The 20,716-nt window shown below is 50.8% G+C and carries 15 protein-coding genes; 6 read left to right on the top strand and 9 right to left on the bottom strand.

The features are described 5' to 3' along the window. Window positions 1–4,461 (bottom strand): glutamate synthase large subunit, encoded by a 4,461-nt coding sequence (gltB, locus tag NNO04_RS03915; protein ID WP_271443571.1) that lies wholly within the window; start codon window positions 4,459–4,461, stop codon window positions 1–3. Window positions 4,462–5,146: 685 nt separating this feature from the next. Between gltB and NNO04_RS03910 the strand changes: the two genes are divergently transcribed. The 4 genes from NNO04_RS03910 to mtgA all read left to right on the top strand — a co-directional run bounded on the left by NNO04_RS03910 (window position 5,147) and on the right by mtgA (window position 10,201). Further along, the gene (locus tag NNO04_RS03910; RefSeq protein ID WP_271443570.1) at window positions 5,147–6,082 is read left to right on the top strand and encodes a TIGR01212 family radical SAM protein; all 936 of its coding nucleotides are present in this window, start codon (window positions 5,147–5,149) and stop codon (window positions 6,080–6,082) included. 172 nt (window positions 6,083–6,254) lie between these two features. Then, window positions 6,255–8,591 (top strand): aerobic respiration two-component sensor histidine kinase ArcB, encoded by a 2,337-nt coding sequence (gene arcB / locus NNO04_RS03905; protein ID WP_271443569.1) that lies wholly within the window; start codon window positions 6,255–6,257, stop codon window positions 8,589–8,591. Window positions 8,592–8,822: 231 nt separating this feature from the next. Next, complete coding sequence (gene elbB / locus NNO04_RS03900) at window positions 8,823–9,476, top strand: isoprenoid biosynthesis glyoxalase ElbB (protein WP_271443568.1); 654 nt, start codon at window positions 8,823–8,825, stop codon at window positions 9,474–9,476. Continuing rightward, the gene (mtgA, locus tag NNO04_RS03895) at window positions 9,473–10,201 is read left to right on the top strand and encodes a monofunctional biosynthetic peptidoglycan transglycosylase (RefSeq protein WP_271443567.1); all 729 of its coding nucleotides are present in this window, start codon (window positions 9,473–9,475) and stop codon (window positions 10,199–10,201) included. The genes elbB and mtgA overlap by 4 nt, the downstream gene beginning before the upstream one ends. A 118-nt stretch (window positions 10,202–10,319) precedes the next feature. On the opposite strand, the gene pgtA is transcribed toward mtgA, so the two are convergent. The 3 genes from pgtA to NNO04_RS03880 are packed head-to-tail and all read right to left on the bottom strand — an operon-like array spanning window position 10,320 to window position 14,805. Beyond that, window positions 10,320–11,606 (bottom strand): two-component system response regulator PgtA, encoded by a 1,287-nt coding sequence (gene pgtA / locus NNO04_RS03890; protein WP_271443566.1) that lies wholly within the window; start codon window positions 11,604–11,606, stop codon window positions 10,320–10,322. Window positions 11,607–11,608: 2 nt separating this feature from the next. Next, window positions 11,609–13,576 carry a two-component system sensor histidine kinase PgtB gene (pgtB, locus tag NNO04_RS03885; protein WP_271443565.1) on the bottom strand — a complete coding sequence of 656 codons (1,968 nt, stop codon included), beginning with the start codon at window positions 13,574–13,576 and terminating at the stop codon, window positions 11,609–11,611. Further along, window positions 13,573–14,805, bottom strand: coding sequence for an ABC transporter substrate-binding protein (locus NNO04_RS03880; protein WP_271443564.1), 1,233 nt, complete (start codon window positions 14,803–14,805; stop codon window positions 13,573–13,575). Before NNO04_RS03880 ends, pgtB begins: the two co-directional genes overlap by 4 nt. Window positions 14,806–15,266: 461 nt before the next feature. On the opposite strand from NNO04_RS03880, the gene pgtP reads away from it, so the two are divergent. Beyond that, window positions 15,267–16,655: a phosphoglycerate transporter PgtP gene (pgtP, locus tag NNO04_RS03875; protein ID WP_271443563.1), complete on the top strand. Its 1,389-nt coding sequence runs from the start codon at window positions 15,267–15,269 to the stop codon at window positions 16,653–16,655. Between the two features lie 66 nt (window positions 16,656–16,721). After that, window positions 16,722–17,600 (top strand): hypothetical protein, encoded by an 879-nt coding sequence (locus NNO04_RS03870; RefSeq protein ID WP_271443562.1) that lies wholly within the window; start codon window positions 16,722–16,724, stop codon window positions 17,598–17,600. Between the two features lie 108 nt (window positions 17,601–17,708). Here the strand turns inward: NNO04_RS03870 and yrbL are convergent, their stop codons facing one another. The 5 genes from yrbL to hpf all read right to left on the bottom strand — a co-directional run bounded on the left by yrbL (window position 17,709) and on the right by hpf (window position 20,715). Next, window positions 17,709–18,341 (bottom strand): PhoP regulatory network protein YrbL, encoded by a 633-nt coding sequence (gene yrbL, locus NNO04_RS03865; RefSeq protein WP_271443561.1) that lies wholly within the window; start codon window positions 18,339–18,341, stop codon window positions 17,709–17,711. 307 nt (window positions 18,342–18,648) lie between these two features. After that, the gene (npr, locus tag NNO04_RS03860; protein WP_012135339.1) at window positions 18,649–18,921 is read right to left on the bottom strand and encodes a PTS phosphocarrier protein NPr; all 273 of its coding nucleotides are present in this window, start codon (window positions 18,919–18,921) and stop codon (window positions 18,649–18,651) included. Next, on the bottom strand, window positions 18,918–19,772 hold the full coding sequence (gene rapZ / locus NNO04_RS03855) for an RNase adapter RapZ (protein ID WP_162379338.1): 855 nt from the start codon (window positions 19,770–19,772) through the stop codon (window positions 18,918–18,920). The genes npr and rapZ overlap by 4 nt, the downstream gene beginning before the upstream one ends. Window positions 19,773–19,817: 45 nt before the next feature. After that, window positions 19,818–20,309, bottom strand: a complete 492-nt coding sequence (ptsN, locus tag NNO04_RS03850) for a PTS IIA-like nitrogen regulatory protein PtsN (RefSeq protein WP_271443560.1) — start codon at window positions 20,307–20,309, stop codon at window positions 19,818–19,820. Window positions 20,310–20,427: 118 nt separating this feature from the next. Next, window positions 20,428–20,715 carry a ribosome hibernation promoting factor gene (hpf, locus tag NNO04_RS03845; protein WP_162379340.1) on the bottom strand — a complete coding sequence of 96 codons (288 nt, stop codon included), beginning with the start codon at window positions 20,713–20,715 and terminating at the stop codon, window positions 20,428–20,430. Window position 20,716: the final 1 nt, after the last annotated feature.

Below are 20,716 nucleotides of genomic sequence, written 5' to 3'. Positions count from 1 at the left end.
TTACTGCGCCTGCACACGCAGCTCAGCTGCGCTACGACTACGATGACCCAACAGTGCTTTCACATCACTGGACTTCGGTTTAACCAGCGCGAATTTCGCTGAGAAAGCGGGCCAGTTCGCCAGAATCTCTTCACCACGTTGAGAGCCGGTATGCTGCACGTGCTCGGTGATTAAACCGCGCAGGTGTTCTTCGTGGATAGCCAGCGAGTCTACGCTCAGCACTTCCACCAGCTCCGGGTTTACACGTTTGCGGAAATCGCCGCTCTCGTCGAGTACGTAGGCGAATCCGCCCGTCATGCCAGCACCGAAGTTCACCCCGGTTTTACCGAGAATACACACAATACCGCCGGTCATGTATTCACAGCCATTGTCGCCAATGCCTTCCACGACAGTGATTGCGCCGGAATTACGTACGCCGAAACGTTCACCCGCACGACCAGCGGCAAACAAGCGTCCCCCGGTGGCGCCATACAGACAGGTGTTGCCGATAATGCTCGCCTCATGGCTGCGGAAGGCTGAACCGACCGGAGGACGCACCGCCAGCAAGCCGCCTGCCATGCCTTTGCCGACATAGTCGTTGGCATCACCGGTCAGGTACAACTCCACACCCCCCGCGTTCCATACGCCGAAGCTTTGGCCCGCCGTACCGCTGAAGTGCGCTTTGATAGGGTCCGCCGCCAGTCCCTGATCGCCATGCGTTTGCGCAATATAGCCAGACAGTGATGCGCCGACGGAACGGTCAGTGTTGCGAATATCAAACCAGAACGTTTTGCTCTGACACTCGTCGACGAACGGTTTTGCCTGTTGCAACAGTTGCGTGTTCAGAACGCCGTTATCGAACGGTGGATTGTTTTCCGTACAGAACAATGCCTTGCCGGGATGGGGCTCAGCCGTTTCCAGCAGTCGCGACAGCTCCAGTTTCTGCTGTTTGGCGGTAAACCCTTCCAGCTCTTTGAGCAGGTCGGTACGGCCAATCAGATCCACCAGACGCGTCACGCCCAGTTGGGCCATCAGCTCGCGGGTTTCGCGGGCGATGAATTCAAAGTAGTTGGTCACTTTGAACGGCAGGCCGTGATAGTGGTTCTTACGCAGTTTGTCGTCTTGGGTTGCCACGCCTGTTGCACAGTTGTTCAGGTGGCAAATACGCAGGTATTTACAGCCCAGCGCCACCATCGGTCCAGTACCGAAGCCGAAGCTTTCCGCACCCAGAATAGCCGCTTTGATGATATCGACGCCGGTTTTCAGACCGCCGTCGACCTGCAGACGGATCTTGTGACGCAGACCGTTAGCCACCAGTGCCTGCTGGGTTTCCACCAGGCCCAGTTCCCACGGACAACCCGCGTATTTCACTGACGAGAGCGGGCTCGCGCCGGTGCCGCCGTCGTATCCAGCAATGGTGATCAAGTCCGCGTAGGCTTTCGCCACACCGGTGGCGATGGTGCCGACGCCCGGTTCGGAAACCAGCTTCACGGAGATCATCGCTTTCGGGTTGACCTGCTTGAGGTCGAAAATCAGCTGCGCTAAGTCCTCGATCGAGTAGATATCGTGGTGCGGCGGCGGGGAGATCAGTGTTACGCCCGGCACTGAGTAGCGCAGTTTGGCGATATACGGGGTCACTTTATCACCCGGCAACTGACCGCCTTCACCCGGTTTCGCGCCCTGCGCGACTTTAATTTGAATCACGTCGGCGTTGACCAGATACGCGGGGGTCACACCGAAACGACCGGAAGCCACCTGCTTGATGCGCGACACTTTGTTGGTGCCATAGCGCGCCGGGTCTTCACCGCCTTCACCGGAGTTCGAATTGCCGCCGATGCTGTTCATCGCTTCCGCCAGCGCTTCGTGCGCTTCCGGGCTCAGTGCGCCGATTGACATTGCGGCGGTATCGAAGCGTTTGAACAGCTCTGTGGCGGGCTCGACCTTATCAATGCTCACGGCCTGTTCGCCAGGCGTGATCGCCAGCAAGTCGCGCAGCGTTGTCGCCGGGCGTTCGTTGACCAGTTTCGCGTACTCCTGATAGTCGCTGTATTCACCGCTTTGCACTGCTTGCTGCAAAGTGCGCACGACATCCGGGTTATAGGCGTGATACTCGCCGTCGTGAACATATTTCAGCAGACCGCCCTGAGCCAACGGTTTACGCGCCAGCCAGGCATGTTTGGAGAGATTCAGCAGGTCTTGCTGGAAGTCTGTAAAACCGGCGCCACTGATGCGGCTGACCACGCCCTGGAAACACAGACTGACCACATCATCGTGCAGACCGACGGCTTCAAACAGTTTTGAGCAGCGATAAGAGGCGATGGTCGAGATGCCCATTTTGGACATGATCTTATAAAGACCTTTGTTGATGCCGTTACGGTAGTTCAGCATCACGGTACGATAATCTTTCGCAATCGCGTGGGTGTCGCTCAGGCGGCCCAGTGTTTCATACGCGAGGTAGGGATAGATTGCCGTCGCGCCGAAGCCCAGCAGCACGGCAAAGTGGTGCGGGTCGCGCGTGCTGGCGGTTTCGACAATGATGTTCGCATCACAGCGCAGACTTTGTTCTACCAGACGGGTCTGTACAGCGCCGACCGCCATCGGAGCCGGAACCGGCAAACGGTTTTTGCCGATGTTACGGTCAGAGAGCACCAGCAATACGGTGCCGTTGCGTACCATTTGCTCGGCTTTGTCGCACAGCGCTTTCACCGTCTCTTCGAGCGAGGTTTCTGTCACGTCGAAGGTGATGTCCAGCGTATCCGCGCGATAATGCTCCTCTTTCATGGTGGTGAGCTGTTTGAAATCGGAGTACAGCAAAATCGGTGATTTGAAGCTTAAACGGTGCGCCTGCCCTTCGGCTTCGCAGAAGACGTTCATCTCACGACCAATGCTGGTGGCCAGCGACATCACGTGTGCTTCACGCAGCGGATCGATAGGCGGGTTGGTGACCTGCGCGAACTGCTGGCGGAAGTAGTCGTAAATGATACGTGGCTGGCTGGAGAGCACGGCAAACGGGGTGTCGTCGCCCATTGAACCCACGGCTTCCTGGCCGTTTTCGCCCAGCACGCGGATCACGGAGTCCAGCTCTTCGGCGCTGTAGTTAAACTGTTTCTGGTAGCTGGCGAGAGTGTCGTCATCCAGCTCACGTTGACCCACCTGGTCATCAGCCAGTTCTTCAAACGGCACCAGACGGCGGACGTTTTTTTCCATCCACTCTTTATACGGATGGCGGCTTTTCAGGTCATCGTCAGTTTCCGCAGAGTGCAGGATGCGTCCGCCGCGGGTGTCGATCACCATCAGTTCACCCGGACCGACGCGGCCTTTCTCGACCACTTCATCAGGCTGGTAATCCCAGATCCCCACTTCAGAAGCGCAGGTGATCAGCTTATCTTTGGTGATGACGTAGCGCGCCGGGCGCAGACCGTTACGGTCAAGGTTACAGGCCGCAAAGCGACCATCAGACATCACGATGCCAGCCGGGCCGTCCCACGGCTCCATGTGCATGGAGTTAAAGTCAAAGAAGGCGCGCAGATCCGGGTCCATATCCGGGTTGTTCTGCCAGGCTGGCGGCACCAGCAAGCGCATGGCGCGGATGATGTCCATCCCGCCGGCCAGCAACAGCTCCAGCATGTTATCCAGTGAGCTGGAGTCGGAGCCGGTTTCGTTGACGAACGGGGCGGCAGACTGCAAATCTGGGATCAGCGGTGTCTGGAATTTATAGGTACGGGCGCGCGCCCACTGACGGTTGCCGGTGATGGTGTTGATCTCACCGTTGTGTGCCAGGTAGCGGAACGGCTGCGCCAGCGGCCAGCGTGGCACGGTGTTAGTGGAAAAGCGCTGGTGGAACAGGCAGATAGCTGATTCCAGGCGCAGATCCGCGAGGTCCAGGTAAAAGCGCGGCAGATCCGCCGGCATACACAGACCTTTATAAATGTTCACCAGGTTCGACAGACTGCAAACGTAGAAGTCTTTATCTTCCTGCAGACGTTTTTCAATGCGGCGGCGGGCGATAAACAGGCGGCGTTCCATATCACGTGGACGCCAACCCGCAGGCGCATTAACGAAAATTTGCTCAATACGCGGCAGAGAGGAGAGGGCGATTTCACCGAGAACACCTTCATTGGTCGGTACTTCGCGCCAGCCAACGATCGACAGGGTTTCCTGCTGGAGTTCTTCTTCGACAATACGACGGGATGCGGCCGCCAGCTCAGGATCTTTATTCAGAAAGATCATGCCGACGGCGTAGTTTTTGGCTAAACGCCAGCCGCGCTCTTCGGCAACAATGCGAAAAAAGCGGTCGGGTTTTTGCAGCAGTAAACCGCAGCCATCGCCGGTTTTTCCATCCGCGAGAATGGCGCCACGGTGCTGCATTCGGGCCAGCGCGTGTATAGCAGTACGCACTACCTTGTGGCTAGGTTCGCCTTCTATGTGGGCGATCAGGCCGAAACCACAGTTATCCCTCTCAAGAGATTTATCGTACAACATATCAGTGAACCTCCCCAGGCTCTGAGGGACGCCTCTCTGGACCGCTGCGCACGGGCACACCAAGAGCATGGCGACGGGGGTTGCGTGTCATACGCTTACCTCGCATTCGCCCTCTTTCATCCGTTTCGCGTAGGTCAAACAAGTTTGAGGACTTGCTGTCAGAGGGAATCTCAATTACTGCATAAATATGATGAGCACACTACTCATCCAGAAAGCTTCCAGCGGATTTCCAACTTATCGGGAATCCACACACAGGTCAAATGGCAATCTTATTTATGCAAAAATGTGCTATTGGTCGATTAATCCATTGAATGTATTGAAAATAGTAGGATTTTTACATTGATTTAACGCCCGGTAAACGGAGCGGAGAGTGTGATCTGTCTCACTGTCTGGAAGGGCTGTTGACCCCAGTCTGCGCTTGATTAATCGTGAGATTCAGCATTTTATGCTGGTTTATGGCTGGTAGGCGTTTCATGATACTGTTTTTACGCTGAAGCCCTCAGAAGAGGAAAAAAAGAGCGGAAGATAAGGAAAAGTAATTAACGCTATTTTGAATGAAATATCGGTTATTTTGATTGGTTATGCAATTGATAAAAGGCCGCCGTGGCGATTGATCCAGGTCATCGCCGACAAAGGCTAAAAATGGCAGGCTTTGGCCTCTTTTCAAGGCGCGGTCTATCAGATTATGCAGTTACAGAAATTAGTCAATATGTTTGGTGGGGATCTTTCACGTCGTTATGGGCAAAAGGTTCATAAACTGACGTTGCACGGCGGGTTTAGCTGCCCAAACCGTGATGGCACCATCGGACGTGGCGGATGCACCTTCTGTAACGTTGCCTCTTTTGCTGATGAAGCGCAGCAGCATCACTCCATTGCTGAACAACTCGCGCACCAGGCGAATTTGGTCAATCGCGCCAAACGTTATCTGGCCTATTTCCAGGCTTATACCAGCACTTTTGCCGAAGTTCAGGTGTTGCGCTCGATGTATCAACAAGCGATAAGCCAGGCCAGCATTGTGGGATTGTGCGTTGGCACGCGTCCAGACTGTGTGCCCAATGCGGTGTTGGATCTGCTGTGTGAATACAAAGACCAGGGCTATGAAGTATGGCTGGAACTGGGGCTGCAAACCGCACACGACAAAACGCTACATCGCATCAATCGCGGTCATGATTTCGCCTGTTATCAACGAACCACCCAACTTGCTCGTCAGCGCGGGTTAAAAGTTTGCTCACACCTAATTGTCGGCTTGCCCGGCGAGGGGCAGAGCGAATGTCTGCAGACGCTGGAGCGTGTTGTGGAAACCGGCGTCGATGGTATTAAGTTGCATCCGTTGCACATTGTTAAAGGCAGCATAATGGCGAAGGCGTGGGAAGCGGGGCGTTTAAGTGGCATTGCGCTGGAGGATTACACCGTTACCGCTGGCGAGATGATCCGTCATACGCCGCCAGAAGTGATTTTCCACCGCATCTCCGCCAGCGCCCGTCGGCCAACGTTGCTTGCCCCGCTGTGGTGCGAAAACCGCTGGACCGGGATGGTGGAGCTGGATAAGTACCTGAATGAACACGGTGTGCAGGGCTCGGCGCTGGGACGTTGTTGGGTGATGCCTGACAATGTGCGTTGATATATTGGAGGGCGCTGCGCGTATCCGACCTGGGCTGGGAAACGCAAGTTAAAGAAGGTGCTAACCGTCATCCGGCGTAAAGATCGCGCCATTCACGCATTTTTCACACATTCTTCAACGCCTTGCTCATAATTGAGTATTATTGTGCCAGGTAGTCGTGAAGGAACCCTCTATGAAGCAAATCCGTATGCTGGCGCAGTATTATGTCGACCTGATGATGAAATTGGGTCTGGTGCGCTTTTCACTGCTGTTAGCGCTGGCGTTGGTCGTGCTGGCCATTGTGGTGCAGATGGCTGTGACCATGGTATTGCATGGCGAGGTCGAAAGTATCGATGTGATTCGCTCGATCTTTTTCGGCCTGCTCATTACCCCCTGGGCGGTCTATTTCCTCTCTGTCGTGGTGGAGCAACTGGAAGAGTCCAGGCAACGTTTGTCGCGTCTGGTCCAAAAACTGGAAGAGATGCGGGAACGCGATCTCAAGCTCAACGTGCAGTTGAAAGACAATATTTCCCAGCTTAATCAGGAAATTGCGGACCGCGAAAAAGCAGAAGCGGAACGGCACTCGACGTTTGAGCAGCTTAAGGTGGAAATTAAAGAGCGTGAAGAGACGCAAATCCAGCTTGAACAGCAATCCTCTTTCTTACGTTCATTCCTCGACGCATCGCCGGATCTGGTTTTTTATCGTAATGAAGATAAAGAGTTTTCTGGCTGTAACCGCGCTATGGAACTGCTGACCGGGAAGAGCGAAAAGCAACTGGTTAATTTAAGACCTGTCGATGTTTACTCGCCAGAAGCGGCGGAGAAGGTGATTGAAACGGACGAGAAAGTCTTTCGTCACAATGTGTCGCTGACCTACGAGCAATGGCTGGATTATCCCGACGGGCGCAAAGCCTGCTTTGAGATTCGCAAAGTGCCTTATTACGATCGCGTGGGTAAGCGTCACGGTCTGATGGGCTTTGGCCGTGATATTACCGAACGCAAACGCTATCAGGATGCGCTTGAGCGCGCCAGCCGCGACAAGACGACGTTTATTTCAACTATTAGCCATGAGCTACGCACTCCGCTGAACGGTATTGTCGGCTTAAGCCGCATTCTGCTCGACACTGATCTGACGAGCGAGCAGGAAAAATACCTGAAAACTATCCATGTCTCAGCGGTGACGCTGGGCAATATTTTCAACGATATTATTGATATGGATAAGATGGAGCGGCGTAAGGTTCAACTGGATAATCAGCCAATAGATTTCACCAGTTTTATGGCGGATCTTGAGAATCTCTCCGGTCTGCAAGCCCAGCAAAAAGGGCTGCGTTTTGTCCTTGAACCGACCTTGCCATTACCGCATAAGGTGATTACTGACGGCACGCGACTGCGCCAGATCTTGTGGAACCTGATCAGTAATGCGGTGAAATTCACCCAGCAAGGTCAGGTAACGGTGCGGGCCCGTTTTGATGAAGGGGATATGCTGCACTTTGAAGTCGAAGATTCCGGGATCGGTATCCCGCAGGACGAGCAGGATAAAATCTTCGCCATGTATTATCAGGTGAAAGACAGCCACGGCGGTAAACCGGCGACGGGCACCGGGATTGGCCTTGCCGTCTCGCGCCGTCTGGCAAAAAACATGGGCGGTGATATTACGGTTTCCAGCCAGCCGGGCCACGGCTCTGTCTTTACGCTTACCGTGCACGCGCCCGCCGTTGCAGAAGAGGTAGAGGATGCATTTGAGGAAAACGAGTTACCGTTGCCGGCGCTTCATGTACTGCTGGTCGAAGACATTGAGCTGAACGTGATTGTCGCGCGTTCGGTGCTGGAAAAGCTGGGTAACAGCGTGGATGTGGCGATGACCGGAAAGGCCGCATTGGAAATGTTTACCCCGGGTGAATACGATTTAGTGCTGCTGGATATTCAATTGCCGGACATGACCGGACTGGATATCTCCCGAGAGCTCACCCAGCGCTATGCGCGGGAAGAGCTGCCGCCGCTGGTGGCATTGACCGCCAACGTGCTGAAAGACAAAAAAGAGTACCTGGATGCGGGAATGGACGATGTGCTGAGCAAGCCGTTGTCAGTTCCAGCGCTAACGGCCATGATTAAAAAATACTGGGATACCCGTGATAAAGAGGAGAGCACTGTGACACCTGAAGAAAGCAGTAAATCGCAAGCGCTGTTAGATATCCCGATGTTAGAGCAGTACATCGAACTGGTTGGGCCGAAGTTAATTACCGACGGTCTGGCGGTGTTTGAGAAGATGATGCCGGGTTATTTAAGCGTGCTGGAATCCAATTTAACGGCGCGTGACAAAAAAGGCGTTGTTGAAGAAGGCCACAAAATTAAAGGGGCGGCGGGTTCCGTTGGCTTGCGTCACCTGCAACAACTCGGTCAGCAAATTCAATCACCGGATCTCCCGGCCTGGGACGATAATGTGGGTGAATGGATTGAAGAGATGAAGCAGGAGTGGCAGCACGACGTCGAGGTACTGAAAGCCTGGGTAGCAAACGCTGGAAAAAAATGACCCCGGCTTGACCGGGGTGCGCGAACACTGCGCCAACACCAGGGAAATCGTGGCTGCGCCGTAAGTTATAATGATGATTTACAAGGGCGCAGCTCTGTTTTTCAGGCCGCACGCAGTTAAGATAGCAACATCTTAAATGTTTTGTTACATGAATCAGCAAAATGTGTGAAGCGTAGCATTCTTATTAAAATTATTAATGCGTTTCAGTCAGATGCGAAAAGGACGATGACGATGAAAAAAATTGGTGTAGTGCTCAGTGGCTGTGGTGTTTATGACGGTTCTGAAATTCATGAAGCCGTTTTGACCTTACTGGCGATAGCCCGTAATGACGCTCAGGCCATCTGTTTTGCACCTGACCGGCAGCAAACGGATGTGATTAATCATCTGACTGGCGAAACAATGGCAGACTCACGCAATGTTCTGATTGAGGCGGCGCGTATTACGCGGGGCGATATTCGCCCGCTGACCCAGGCCGTTGCCAGCGATCTGGATGCGCTGATTGTTCCCGGCGGTTTTGGGGCAGCGAAAAACCTGAGTAATTTCGCCAGCCAGGGCAGTGAATGCCGGGTCGATAGCGATCTGGCGGCGCTGGCAGTGGCAATGCATCAGTCCGGTAAGCCACTGGGGTTTATGTGCATTGCGCCCGCGATGTTACCGAAAATTTTTGATTTTCCGCTGCGTGTGACCATTGGCACCGATATTGATACGGCTGAAGTGCTGGAAGATATGGGTGCAGAGCATGTGCCGTGCCCGGTCGACGATATCGTGGTGGATGAAGACAACAAAATTGTCACTACGCCTGCGTATATGCTGGCACAGGATATTGCTCAGGCGGCACTCGGTATCGAAAAACTGGTATCGCGTGTACTGGCTTTAACCGAATGAGTAAATGGCACGGTAAACCGCTGGCTATCTTAAGGCGCTTTTGCCTGCGCGCGGTTATCGTGCTGGCGGTTTTTTGGGGCGGTGGGATCGTGCTCTTTAGCGTGGTGCCCGTGCCCTTCTCGGCAGTCATGGTGGAACGGCAAATTGGCGCATGGTTGCAGGGCAACTTTGGCTACGTGGCGCATTCCGACTGGGTTAGCATGGACGAAATTTCTCCGTGGATGGGGCTGGCGGTGATTGCTGCAGAAGATCAGACGTTCCCCGACCACTGGGGGTTTGATATGGCCTCCATTGAGAAAGCGCTGGCGCACAATGAGCGCAATGAGAACCGTATTCGTGGCGCTTCTACATTATCGCAGCAGACCGCGAAAAACCTGTTCTTATGGGATGGCCGCAGTTGGGTGCGTAAAGGTCTGGAAGCCGGTTTAACATTAGGGATGGAAACGGTCTGGAGTAAGAAGCGTATTCTGACGGTCTATCTGAACATCGCAGAATTTGGGGACGGCGTTTTTGGCGTGGAAGCCGCAGCGCTTCGTTACTTTCACAAACCCGCCAGCCGGTTAACGATGTCGGAGGCGGCGCTTCTGGCCGCGGTACTACCGAATCCTTTGCGGTTTAAAGCCAGTGCGCCTTCAGGTTATGTACGTAGCCGTCAGGCGTGGATCCTTCGCCAGATGCGCCAGCTAGGTGGAGAGTCATTTATGACTCGCCACCGTTTTCATTAAACGAATGGCTGAATACGTAAACGGAGATACACACGTGTTCACCGCCCCGAATTTTTGATTAAAGGAACATATCAGAGCCAGTTTGAATGGTCGCTGTAGGGGGTAAAGAATGCCCCGGTTATTCCTCTTCTTTTTTCCCTCTACCTGCTTTTTTTTCGTAGCGGAAATCCATTTTATCAATTCCGTACTTTTTCATCCTCAGATAGAGTTTTTTTCTTGGAATTTGGAAATAGTCGACGACGTCATTAATGCGCCCTTTATAAATATTGAGGGCATCGATAATAATCTGCCGTTCGTAGCTTTCGACGCGTTCATCCAGCGGCGTTGAATTGGCGTCCATGACCTGGAGATTGTCGGAATCTTCAAGCATGAGTACACCGACAGCCGCCAGTTCCGCAGCGTTGACCAACTCAATGATGTTACCCGGCCAGATTCGGGTCATCAGCCGCTTCATGAATACTTTCCCCAGCAGTGGTGGTTGACGGTTTAATCGCTTACAGGTAAGAGTCAGGTAATGATTGAATATCGATTCAATGTCTCCAGGGCGCTGATTCAGCGGAAGACATTCGATGTGAGTGAGGGAAAAAAGATAATAAAGTTCTGCAGTAAGTTTCTGCGCTGCAGCCAATTCAGCTAGCGGAGTCTGGCTGATGACAACGAGGCGAAACGATCTATCTTGCGGTCTTTCTTGTTGTTGGAGCAGGTAACGCTGGTTTTCCAGCGTCAGGTGCTCAATGTTCTTAAGCAACAGCGTACCGCCCTCGGCTGCTTTGACCCACTCTTCCAGCAACTGTTTGCTATTAGCATTTAGCGTCTGGTTGATTAGCGGGCAGTCTCTGCGAGAACTGAACTGATGAAGATACTGGGCTGCCAGAGTTCTCCCGGTACCAGGTTCACCGTAAAAACAGACCGGGAGCGCTGTTTCCGCCAATGTTTCTAATCGTTGACGTGTCTGGCGTATCCAACTGCTGTCACCGATTAAGTGCTGATTGAACTGAGACCTGCGCCATTTTTTCTGCTCCATGTAGGCATTGCGTTCCTTCAGTGCCTTCTCGATCAGCATCAGGAGCTGCTCCGGATTGACTGGTTTTTGCAAAAAGTCGTAAGCGCCTTTTTTTACTGCTTCAACGGCCATCGGTACATCGCCGTGCCCGGTAATCATCAGAATGGGCAAGCTAGTGTCGATAGTCATCAGCTTTTCCAATAACACCATACCTGAAATGTCTGGCATGCAGACGTCACACACTACGATGCCTGGCCATTCATTCTGAAGTAGCGCTAATGCTTGTGTGGGATCGTTGCAGGTGCAAACTGAGTGGCCTTCGCGCTGCAAGAGTTCACTGTAGGCCTGCAGTACGTCATTATCATCATCTATCAGCAGAATTGAGGGGGTATCGTTTGACATACTTAGGGCCTCGCGAAACGTAGAATAACCAGTGCATGGCGGTTTAGTGTTGACGCAATGTCCAACTCTCCCCGGCACTGACGCATAATGGAGTGACTGATAGAAAGACCTATTCCAAGACCGACTGGTTTATCGGTGGTAAATGGCATAAGGAGTCGATCGGCCAGCTGTAGCGGCCATCCTTTTCCGTTATCGGCAACGTAAAGCGTTAGTGTGGAGGCATGAACTTCGTAGTCAATGGTAATGTACGGAGGTTCGTTTTGGCGCGCTTCCAACGCGTTAGTAAAGAGGTTGACCAGCACCTGTTGAATCAGTACGTCGTCGCCGTAGACCGGAGGTAAGTCGCTTGGTTGGCTAAGGGTCGCTTTTAGCGGGCGATGCTTCAGCGCCAAAAGTTCCCATGATGATTCGATGGCCTGATGTAGGTTTATTGCTTCACAGATAAGCTCACTATCACGGCGGCGTGCAAAACTACGTAGTCGTTTAACAATGTTGTCGATGCGTTCGACCAACGTTCGCATGGTTTCCACGTAATTTTTCACTGAGGTCAGGTCTTGTTGCGCAAGCGCACGATCGGCGCTGAAGAGATACATGGACATTGCGTTCAGTGGTTGATTGATCTCATGCGCGAGCGTCGTCATGGTTTGACCGACTACGGCCAGTTTGGCCGTTTGGATCAATTCGCTTTGCGCAGTACGCAGATGTTTTTCAGTGGCGATCCGTTCACAGATTTCTAGTTCCAGCTGGTGCTGCTGCTGGTTTATTTGCTCGATCGTTTGGCGTAGTAGGTTAGCGATTCTGCCCAGTTCATCTGTGCCAGACACGGGAATGTCAGCGTTCAGTTCCCCATTGCTAAGTTTGACGACAGCATCATTTAGTTGCCTGAACCGGCGGATCATTCTGGGACGAATATAAAAATAGTTTACCAGGATCACAAATAGCAGAGCTGTCACCATGGCGGCAAAGATCAGCAACCCGCTAATTTGCATTATTTTTTCTAATCTCAGGTTGAATGTTTGTAGTTGCTGGTGACTGTTCCCCAATTGCATTTCCAATTGTCCGCGTATTTGCATCAGCACACGCTCTTTGTCCCTGATGGTACTCACTAGTGTCTGTTGAGCTTGTCGCCAGGTCGCCAAAGTCCCGGGCAAATAGTTTTGCTGCGTGCCAAGTTCCAGCAGAGAATAAACTGTCTGGTGTAGTGTGATCGTGCTGGAATAAACGGACAATGCGCGAACGTTTTCATCAACGCTGTGTTTCAAATAGTTGAGGTAGTTTATATGTTGGTTTAGTGATTCTTTATCCGTATCGTTAGTGTTTGCGATTTCTTTTAGGGTGCTGACGATTTGGGCTTCTATGTGGGAGAGCGTGAAGACCAACTGCAGTTCATCCTGCACGCCATGAAGCGAGTTTTGTAGTATCTGGATTTCGTGGTGATCATTTTCCCGACTAAGCTGATTGAGTAGGGATGACTGTTGCCAGCTTAAGTCCTGCGTGAGTGAGTTCAGCTCGTTGTTGAAATCGTCATGTAACCAGTTGATCCTGGAAGAAATAATACCTAATTTTTCCTTTTCCTGGTTATTGTCATATAACGCTTTATCCAGGTTGTCGAGCAGCTTGCGGCTACTGATGACCTGTTGGCTTAGTGCATTTTGGTGCTGAGGGTCCAGATGCGGACTTATTGCCTGAATTTTTTGCAGACGTTGCTCAATCTGCATTCTGACCTGCATGCGGCTGTTTGTGTTGTTAGTCTGTTGTAATTCATTGAACTCGTTAACGAGTGCCGTCAGATTCTCTTCAAACAGAAATGACGCCTGAATCCGGGGGAAGTAGTCATCGAGCGCATAGCGTACCTGGGAATTCTGTTCATGCCATGAGTAAAGACTGACTACGCTGACGAACACTGTCAGGATTGCGCTGAAAACGAACGCCAGTCGTAAGCTGGTACCAATAGTGAGAAACCGTTTCATTTTAATAGCTCAATTTGTGTCATAGCCTGCTGCTGTTGGTGCTGAAAAAATTGTTGCCATGCCATCATCTGCGTTTCTCGAAATCCCGACTTCTGTTCGAATTGCCGTAAATAATCCGGATCGGCGGCCTGTTCTGGTGAAACAGGAACAGCTGTCAGTAAACCTCGAATTTCCGGTAGTGGATGTTTTAGCCTCTTCTCTGTTGCGTACAACGCCTTCCAGGCATCCTGAAGTTGGGTAAGGCGGAAGGTGATCGCGTTGTCAAACATAAGCTGTATCAGTTTCTGCCGTTGCATGATCAACGGATAATCAAGAGAGGGCGAGGAGAACAGTTGCGACTGTTGTTGTGCATGCGGGTTATCGGGCGGTAATGGGTAAACGGGGTATTTTCCCGAGTCGGCATCGCTGAGCGCCTGTTGCCCCTTTGGGCTCAGCAGAAAATCAATAAAACGTCCAGCTTCCTGCGGGTGCTTGCTGTCATACGTGATGGCAGTGAACATAGGGGCTGCGCGAGAGGTCGGAAAATAGATGAAGTGTAGGGAAGGATTGTTTAGCAACACGTTAGCGTAGTTGTCGATCACTGGCCCCACATCGCCAAGTCCGTTGCTTATCTTGTTGGCGACACCGAAACTGCGCGATGAAATAGTCGCCAAATTGCCGCCAATCTTCAACAAGGTATTCCAGCCTTCTCGCCACCCTTGCTGTTGCAACAGATCTTCGATCATAAGGTGCGTGGTATCTGAGCGTGATGGGCTACTCATCAGTAACGTTCCCTGATATCGCGATTGGCTCAACGCTGCCCAGGTTGTCGGTATTGGTTCGTTTCTTTCTTCCAGACGACTCACGTTCATCAAAATACCATAACCGGAAATGGCGACGGCGGCAGTGGTCGCTCGGATGGATTCTGGCACCAGCTTCCTGCTGGTATCCATCCTGTTGTTAAACGGCTGGAGGTGGTTTTTGCTTTGCAGTCGCTGTAATAACATCGGGGATGAACTCAATACTAAATCGATATTCTCGCCCAATGGGTTTTCCAGCAGGCGTTCAATAGATGAACTAGTACGGTTCAGTGTGCGTATTTTGACGGCCTGCGGCTGCTTTTGCCATTGATTGATAATATGTTCCGTCGCTTCCGATGAGAGTGTTGTGGCGATCACCAGTTCGTTTGCGGAGGCAACGCCAGCGTACAAGAAACAACCTAATAGCACTCTTTGTAAAACGTAAATCATTTCGAAGTATAACCCTGATGAGCTTGTGATGTTTTTTGTCTTCTGGCTGTTTTATTATCGGGCAACTGCTGCGGATAAAATATGTGACTGCTCTCAAAATTATAAAATAATGGATAATGAACACATTTTTTGTATTGAACCTTATATTGCACATTATTGATTAAGTCGTTGTGGTAATTCTGTCTGTAAACACATTATGGGAAATAAATGGCATATGTGGATTTCTTTTTTGGGTTATTTTTGACTCATTATTGGTATGTTGTGTTTTTCACCATCTTTCCTCATTATCAGTATGCCATTGAACTTGATTGTGGTCGGTTAGTGTCAAATGTGAAAATTAATGCTGACAATCAGAAAAATAACTAAGAGTTTCTGAAGTGATTTCTATCGAACGGCATTTTGTATTTTTACATAAAGTTAGTGTTATCTAAATTAACCCTATGAAAATAGGAAGGTGATCTATGCTCTCTTTATTAAAGCCAAAAGTGGCTACACATAAAGTGCCGGATAGCGAAATTAAAAATACCTATAATCGTTATCGTATGCAGGCACTATTTAGCGTATTTATCGGCTATCTCTCTTACTATATTGTCAGAAATAACTTTGTTCTTTCCACGCCTTACCTGAAACAGGAATTGAACCTGTCAGCCACGCAAATCGGTCTGCTCAGTAGTTGTATGCTGATCGCTTATGGTATTAGTAAAGGTATTATGAGTAGTCTGGCGGATAAAGCAAATCCCAAAGTTTATATGGCCGTGGGGCTCGTACTTTGTGCATTGGTAAACGTCGCGCTTGGTTTCAGTTTTGCCTTCTGGATGTTTGCTGGGTTAGTCATATTGAATGGCTTTTTTCAGGGGATGGGGGTAGGCCCATCGTTTATCACTATCGCTAACTGGTTCCCACGTAAAGAGCGCGGTATTGTCGGCGCGGTCTGGAATATTTCGCATAACGTCGGTGGTGGGATTGTTGCACCTATTGTCGGTTGTGCTTTCGCGCTGGTAGGGACAGAGCACTGGAAAATCGCTACTTACGTTGTTCCGGCCGTGGTTGCTGTTGTGATGGCGGCTGTTGTATTGATGTCAGGGAAAGGTTCTCCAGTTAGTGAAGGGTTACCCCCTTTGAGTACAATTGTTCCGGATGATGTCACCGTCAAGGCAAAAGATGATCGTGCACCTGAAGATATGAGTTCATGGCAGATTTTTTGCACTTACGTGCTTAAAAACAAAAATGCCTGGTTTGTTTCCTTTGTCGATGTTTTCGTTTATATGGTTCGTTTCGGTATTATCAGTTGGTTACCGATTTACCTATTAAGCGTTAAACATTTCACCAAAGCGGAAATGAGTACTGCGTTTCTGATTTTTGAATGGGCTGCGATCCCTACTACTTTGTTGGCGGGTTGGTTGAGCGATAAGTTGTTCCGTGGTCGTCGTATGCCACCCGCTATCATCAGCATGGTTTTAATTTTTTTCTGCCTGTTAGGTTACTGGAAGAGTGACTCTTTACTGAGTATTACCATTTTCGCTGCCTGTGTCGGTTGCCTTATTTATGTACCACAGTTCCTGGCATCAGTGCAGACTATGGAAATTGTTCCCAGTTTCGCGGTCGGTTCAGCTGTCGGCTTGCGTGGGTTCATGAGTTATATCCTTGGCGCGTCATTGGGAACGAGTCTGTTTGGCATCATGGTTGATCACGTGGGTTGGGATGGGGGTTTTTACCTTCTCCTTGGTGGCGTCATATGTTGCATTATTTTTTGCGTTCTAACGCACTTCGGCGCTCTGGACCTGGAACGTCAGCGCCAGAATGGAGGTGAATGCACCGGCATTAAGGGCCTTCAGGCTGAGAGAAACTAACTCTTACTGAGGTTTGCTCAATACGTGAACCTCGCTATTTCTTATATCCTTATTCAAGAGGGAATAATGATGTTGAAGAAGATCGGTCTTTTTTCGTTGGCTCTGTTCTCTGCATCTTTTGTATCAGCGGAAGATCATGCGTTGAACGCGACAGAGTTATCACGTTTTCCCATTGAGGAGGCACGTCAGGGCGTTGCAGTAGATGCCAACTATATTTACGCCATTGACGACAAAGTTATCGCCAAATACCCGAAAAAGGGGGGTAATAAACCCCTTTCAGTATGGCATGGGAAGGAAGGTGACAATATTAAACATTTCAATTCCTGTTACGCGCAAGATAATGCTTTATATTGCTCACACTCCAACTATTCCAGCAGACCGGTGTTAAGCTCAATGGAAATGTTTAATACCAATGATATGTCCCACGTTGGCAATCACAGCTTTGGTTTTATGGGATTCAACTACGGTTCAGTAACCTGGGTTTTTCCTTATCGCGGTTACTGGTGGGCCGGATTCGCCAACTATGACGAAAAAGGAACCGAGACTGGAAAAGATCATAACTATACGGCGCTGGTCAAATTTGATAGCGAAGGTCGTGCACTGGAGAGTTGGGCGTTTCCATCCAACGTTTTGGAGAAAATGGCACCAAAGAGTAGCTCCGGCGGCGGTTGGGGTCCTGACGGCCTGTTGTACGTCACGGGTCATGATGCCAAAGAACTCTATGTTTTGCGGCTGCCAGAAACTGGCTCAATACTGGAGTACGTGACTACCATCAACGTTCCATTTGAAGGGCAGGCCTGGGCCTGGGATCGTAGTTCACCAGAGCGGATTATTTATGGCATCACCCGCAACAGCAAAGAAGTGATCGTAAGTAAGATACCCAGTATTCCCGCGGAGTTGCTAAAACCACAAAAGTTAGTGAAGTCAGTAGACGCGATGAAGTGATGGATTGGAAATAGTGCATTGGTTTGTCGATATTATGGCAAACCAATGCCGATTGGGTTAGTCCGTTAACATTCAAGTTCGAATATGGCTTAACCCGCTTTGGTTGAGCTACGCTTCGCGGGAAGACAGGGCCAGCGTGCTTCTGTCTTTCGACGGCGCGTCTTTTTCCAGCGCTACCGCGAGTGCGGGTTGGGCGATAAACCGTTCCCACAATCTTTCTTGTTTACGCTTACAGAACCATTTCGACCAGGTCGCCAGTGGGATAAACGTACTCTCTCCGATATTGTCGCAAATCACCGGGATCACCTCTGATTCGCTGATGCGATGACACAGAATATTCTGCGGCTTCAGGGTCATGGTGACAATTCGGTTGTCACGCAAATAGCGTTTGAGCTTTTTCAGGAGTTGCCGCAAGACAACGATGTCTTCTTCATAGCGGCACTGGGCAGCAAACTCCGTCAATGTGATGGACGGTTTGCCGTCAAAGTCGGCGATGACATCGTAGACGTAACCTGTACCACAATCGGTTTCCACCGTACCGTAATAGCGCGGAATACCGCTCCAGTCTTTCAGGTGGCGTGACAGGTGCGCGTAGTATTTCAGCTCGCGTCGGGTTTCTTTATCGCCGCCATCCCCATTGTGGTAGACGACTTTAATACAACGCTGGGCATCATCCGGATGCGCATAACATTTACGATGTCTTCCGGTGCCCAGGGGGATCTGTTGGGATAAACGTATCATGAGATCTCTGGAAATGTTTTCTGACATAAATCCAGTATGACCTTCCAACTTAAATGAATCCTAAACGATCAGCCTTAAGGTTTTCTTAATATTGTTATAGGGCAAGAAAGCGCACTAAATGTACAAATAATGTCTGAATGTAACAGCAACCAGGGGAGGGTACTACTAAGGAGATGCGCATCGCGGATTTGCCGAAGGGGGCGTACCGTATCAGTGTGTATACAGGCAGTCCAGCCCGGTAAGCTTATATTTACCGGGCTGGATGGAGTTTTGCGGGAGATATGACGCTATCGCAGAGGAACGCCGGTTAGTCTTCATCGAATCCTGAATTGAACAGCGCGATGACTGCCGCCAGCGCTTCCACTTCCTGGGGGCCGGTGGCTTCGATTTCGATTTGGCGCCCTTTCGCCGAGTCCAGCATCAGGAGTGCAATCACGCTGTTTGCTTCGGCCTCCGTACCTTCATCATTGCGTAATAATACTTCAGCTTCAAAACCCTGCATTAATTCAAAGAGTTTCATGGCTGGCCGGGCGTGCATACCCAGCTTATTCGTGACTTCAACAGTCTGCTTCACGGTCATGTTTTGCGTTTTTCCAGCGTACGATGGCGTGACTGCACGTTCTTGCCGCGAGAACGGAAGTAGTCAGCCAGCTGCTCTGCAATATACACCGAACGGTGTTTCCCGCCGGTACAACCAATCGCTACGGTCAGGTAGCTACGGTTGTTTGTCTCCAGCATCGGTAACCATAGCTCAAGATAGCTGCGAGTCTGATAAATAAAATTGTGTACTTCTGTGTGCCTGTCGAGGAACGCGGCAACCGGCTTATCCAGGCCCGTCATTGGGCGCAGTTTAGGATCCCAGTGCGGGTTAGGCAGGAAACGTACGTCAAACACATAATCCGCATCAATCGGAATACCGTGTTTGAAGCCGAAAGACTCGAAGACCATTGTCAGTTCGCGTTCACGTTTGCCCAACAGACGAGTTCGCAGCATCTCTGCCAGTTCATGCACCGACATTTCGGACGTATCAACGATAAGATCGGCACGGGAACGCAAGGGTTCCAGCAAATCACTCTCTTCATCAATGGCGCTTTCCAGCGACAGATTCTTGCTGGACAGTGGGTGCAGGCGGCGTGTGTCGCTGTAACGGCGAATTAGCGTGTTGCGATCGGCATCGAGAAACAACAACTGTGGGGAGAAGGCGTCCGGCAGGTTGTTCATCGCCTGCTCGAAAATCTCCGGCGATTCCGGCATGTTGCGCACATCAATGCTGACGGCCGCAGAAATCTGGCGATCGGCCAGTGTTCGGGCCAGATCGGGCAACAGCACTACGGGAAGGTTATCCACGCAGTAAAAACCCATATCTTCCAGCGCACGCAGGGCGACAGACTTACCAGACCCTGAGCGACCGCTGACGATCATCAGTACCATGTACCGTTTCTCCTCACAATGACAAAAAGGGATGTCATTGGGTTGTTATGCTTCATCCTGAGCACCTTCGGTGTCAGTGATGATTTTATAGAGTTCTTCGTCACTTTGGGCTGAACGCAGGCGGCGGCAGATGGTTTTATCCGCCAGACGTTTCGCCACCAGAGACAGCGTATGCAAATGCGTTTTGGTTTGGTCGGCGGGAACAAGCAGGGCAAAAAGCAGGTCGACAGGCTGATTATCTATCGCGTCAAAAGCAATAGGCGTTTCGAGTTGTACGAACACGCCGACAGCGCGTAGCGTATCTTCTTCCAGCTTCCCGTGTGGGATTGCAATGCCGTTACCAATCCCTGTACTGCCCATTTTCTCACGCGTCAGAATGGCTTCAAAAACCACCTGAGAGGGCAGGCTGAGCTGTTTTGCCGCCAGTTCGCTGATGATTTCCAGCGCGCGTTTTTTGCTTTGGCAGTGGACACCACTGCGCGTACATTCCTGGTTAAGTACACTGCTCAGTTGTAGAGTCGAATCGTTATTTATCATAATTTCACCTAAGAACCTGCCCCATCCAACTGGCGGGCCAGATTCGGAGCGCTAACTGTACAAATGGCCTGTTGTTCTTCACAACAGGCCGTCCTGCACCCGTTAACTGCCCGGACAATTAGTGTTGTTTCAGTTTATCTTTATGTTTCGTTAATTGCCGGGCCAGTTTATCAATCAATCCGTCAATCGCGGCATACATATCCTGACCTTCGGCACTGGCATGAATCTCGCCGCCGTTTACATGCAGTGTCGCATCCGAGGTGTGGGTCACTTTTTCCACTTTCAACACAATGTAGACCTGATTAATCCGGTCAAAATACTGTTCAAGCTTAGCGAATTTGCTTGAAATAAACTCGCGCAAAGCTTCAGTAATTTCGACGTTATTTCCAGTGATGTTGAGCTGCATA

The sequence above is a fragment of the Citrobacter sp. Awk 4 genome (assembly GCF_028069725.1).
In the GTDB taxonomy this organism is placed as follows: Bacteria; Pseudomonadota; Gammaproteobacteria; order Enterobacterales; family Enterobacteriaceae; genus Citrobacter_D.
Note: the sequence above shows the minus strand (reverse complement) of the source record. Positions and strands in the feature narration are given on the sequence as shown.

What these genes read in the sequence shown, in the direction of transcription:
- gltB (WP_271443571.1), bottom strand. Translation starts at nt 4,461, where the DNA reads ATGTTGTACGATAAATCTCTTGAGAGGGATAACTGTGGTTTCGGCCTG.
- NNO04_RS03910 (WP_271443570.1), top strand. Translation starts at nt 5,147, where the DNA reads ATGCAGTTACAGAAATTAGTCAATATGTTTGGTGGGGATCTTTCACGT.
- arcB (WP_271443569.1), top strand. Translation starts at nt 6,255, where the DNA reads ATGAAGCAAATCCGTATGCTGGCGCAGTATTATGTCGACCTGATGATG.
- elbB (WP_271443568.1), top strand. Translation starts at nt 8,823, where the DNA reads ATGAAAAAAATTGGTGTAGTGCTCAGTGGCTGTGGTGTTTATGACGGT.
- mtgA (WP_271443567.1), top strand. Translation starts at nt 9,473, where the DNA reads ATGAGTAAATGGCACGGTAAACCGCTGGCTATCTTAAGGCGCTTTTGC.
- pgtA (WP_271443566.1), bottom strand. Translation starts at nt 11,606, where the DNA reads ATGTCAAACGATACCCCCTCAATTCTGCTGATAGATGATGATAATGAC.
- pgtB (WP_271443565.1), bottom strand. Translation starts at nt 13,576, where the DNA reads ATGAAACGGTTTCTCACTATTGGTACCAGCTTACGACTGGCGTTCGTT.
- NNO04_RS03880 (WP_271443564.1), bottom strand. Translation starts at nt 14,805, where the DNA reads ATGATTTACGTTTTACAAAGAGTGCTATTAGGTTGTTTCTTGTACGCT.
- pgtP (WP_271443563.1), top strand. Translation starts at nt 15,267, where the DNA reads ATGCTCTCTTTATTAAAGCCAAAAGTGGCTACACATAAAGTGCCGGAT.
- NNO04_RS03870 (WP_271443562.1), top strand. Translation starts at nt 16,722, where the DNA reads ATGATGTTGAAGAAGATCGGTCTTTTTTCGTTGGCTCTGTTCTCTGCA.
- yrbL (WP_271443561.1), bottom strand. Translation starts at nt 18,341, where the DNA reads ATGATACGTTTATCCCAACAGATCCCCCTGGGCACCGGAAGACATCGT.
- npr (WP_012135339.1), bottom strand. Translation starts at nt 18,921, where the DNA reads ATGACCGTGAAGCAGACTGTTGAAGTCACGAATAAGCTGGGTATGCAC.
- rapZ (WP_162379338.1), bottom strand. Translation starts at nt 19,772, where the DNA reads ATGGTACTGATGATCGTCAGCGGTCGCTCAGGGTCTGGTAAGTCTGTC.
- ptsN (WP_271443560.1), bottom strand. Translation starts at nt 20,309, where the DNA reads ATGATAAATAACGATTCGACTCTACAACTGAGCAGTGTACTTAACCAG.
- hpf (WP_162379340.1), bottom strand. Translation starts at nt 20,715, where the DNA reads ATGCAGCTCAACATCACTGGAAATAACGTCGAAATTACTGAAGCTTTG.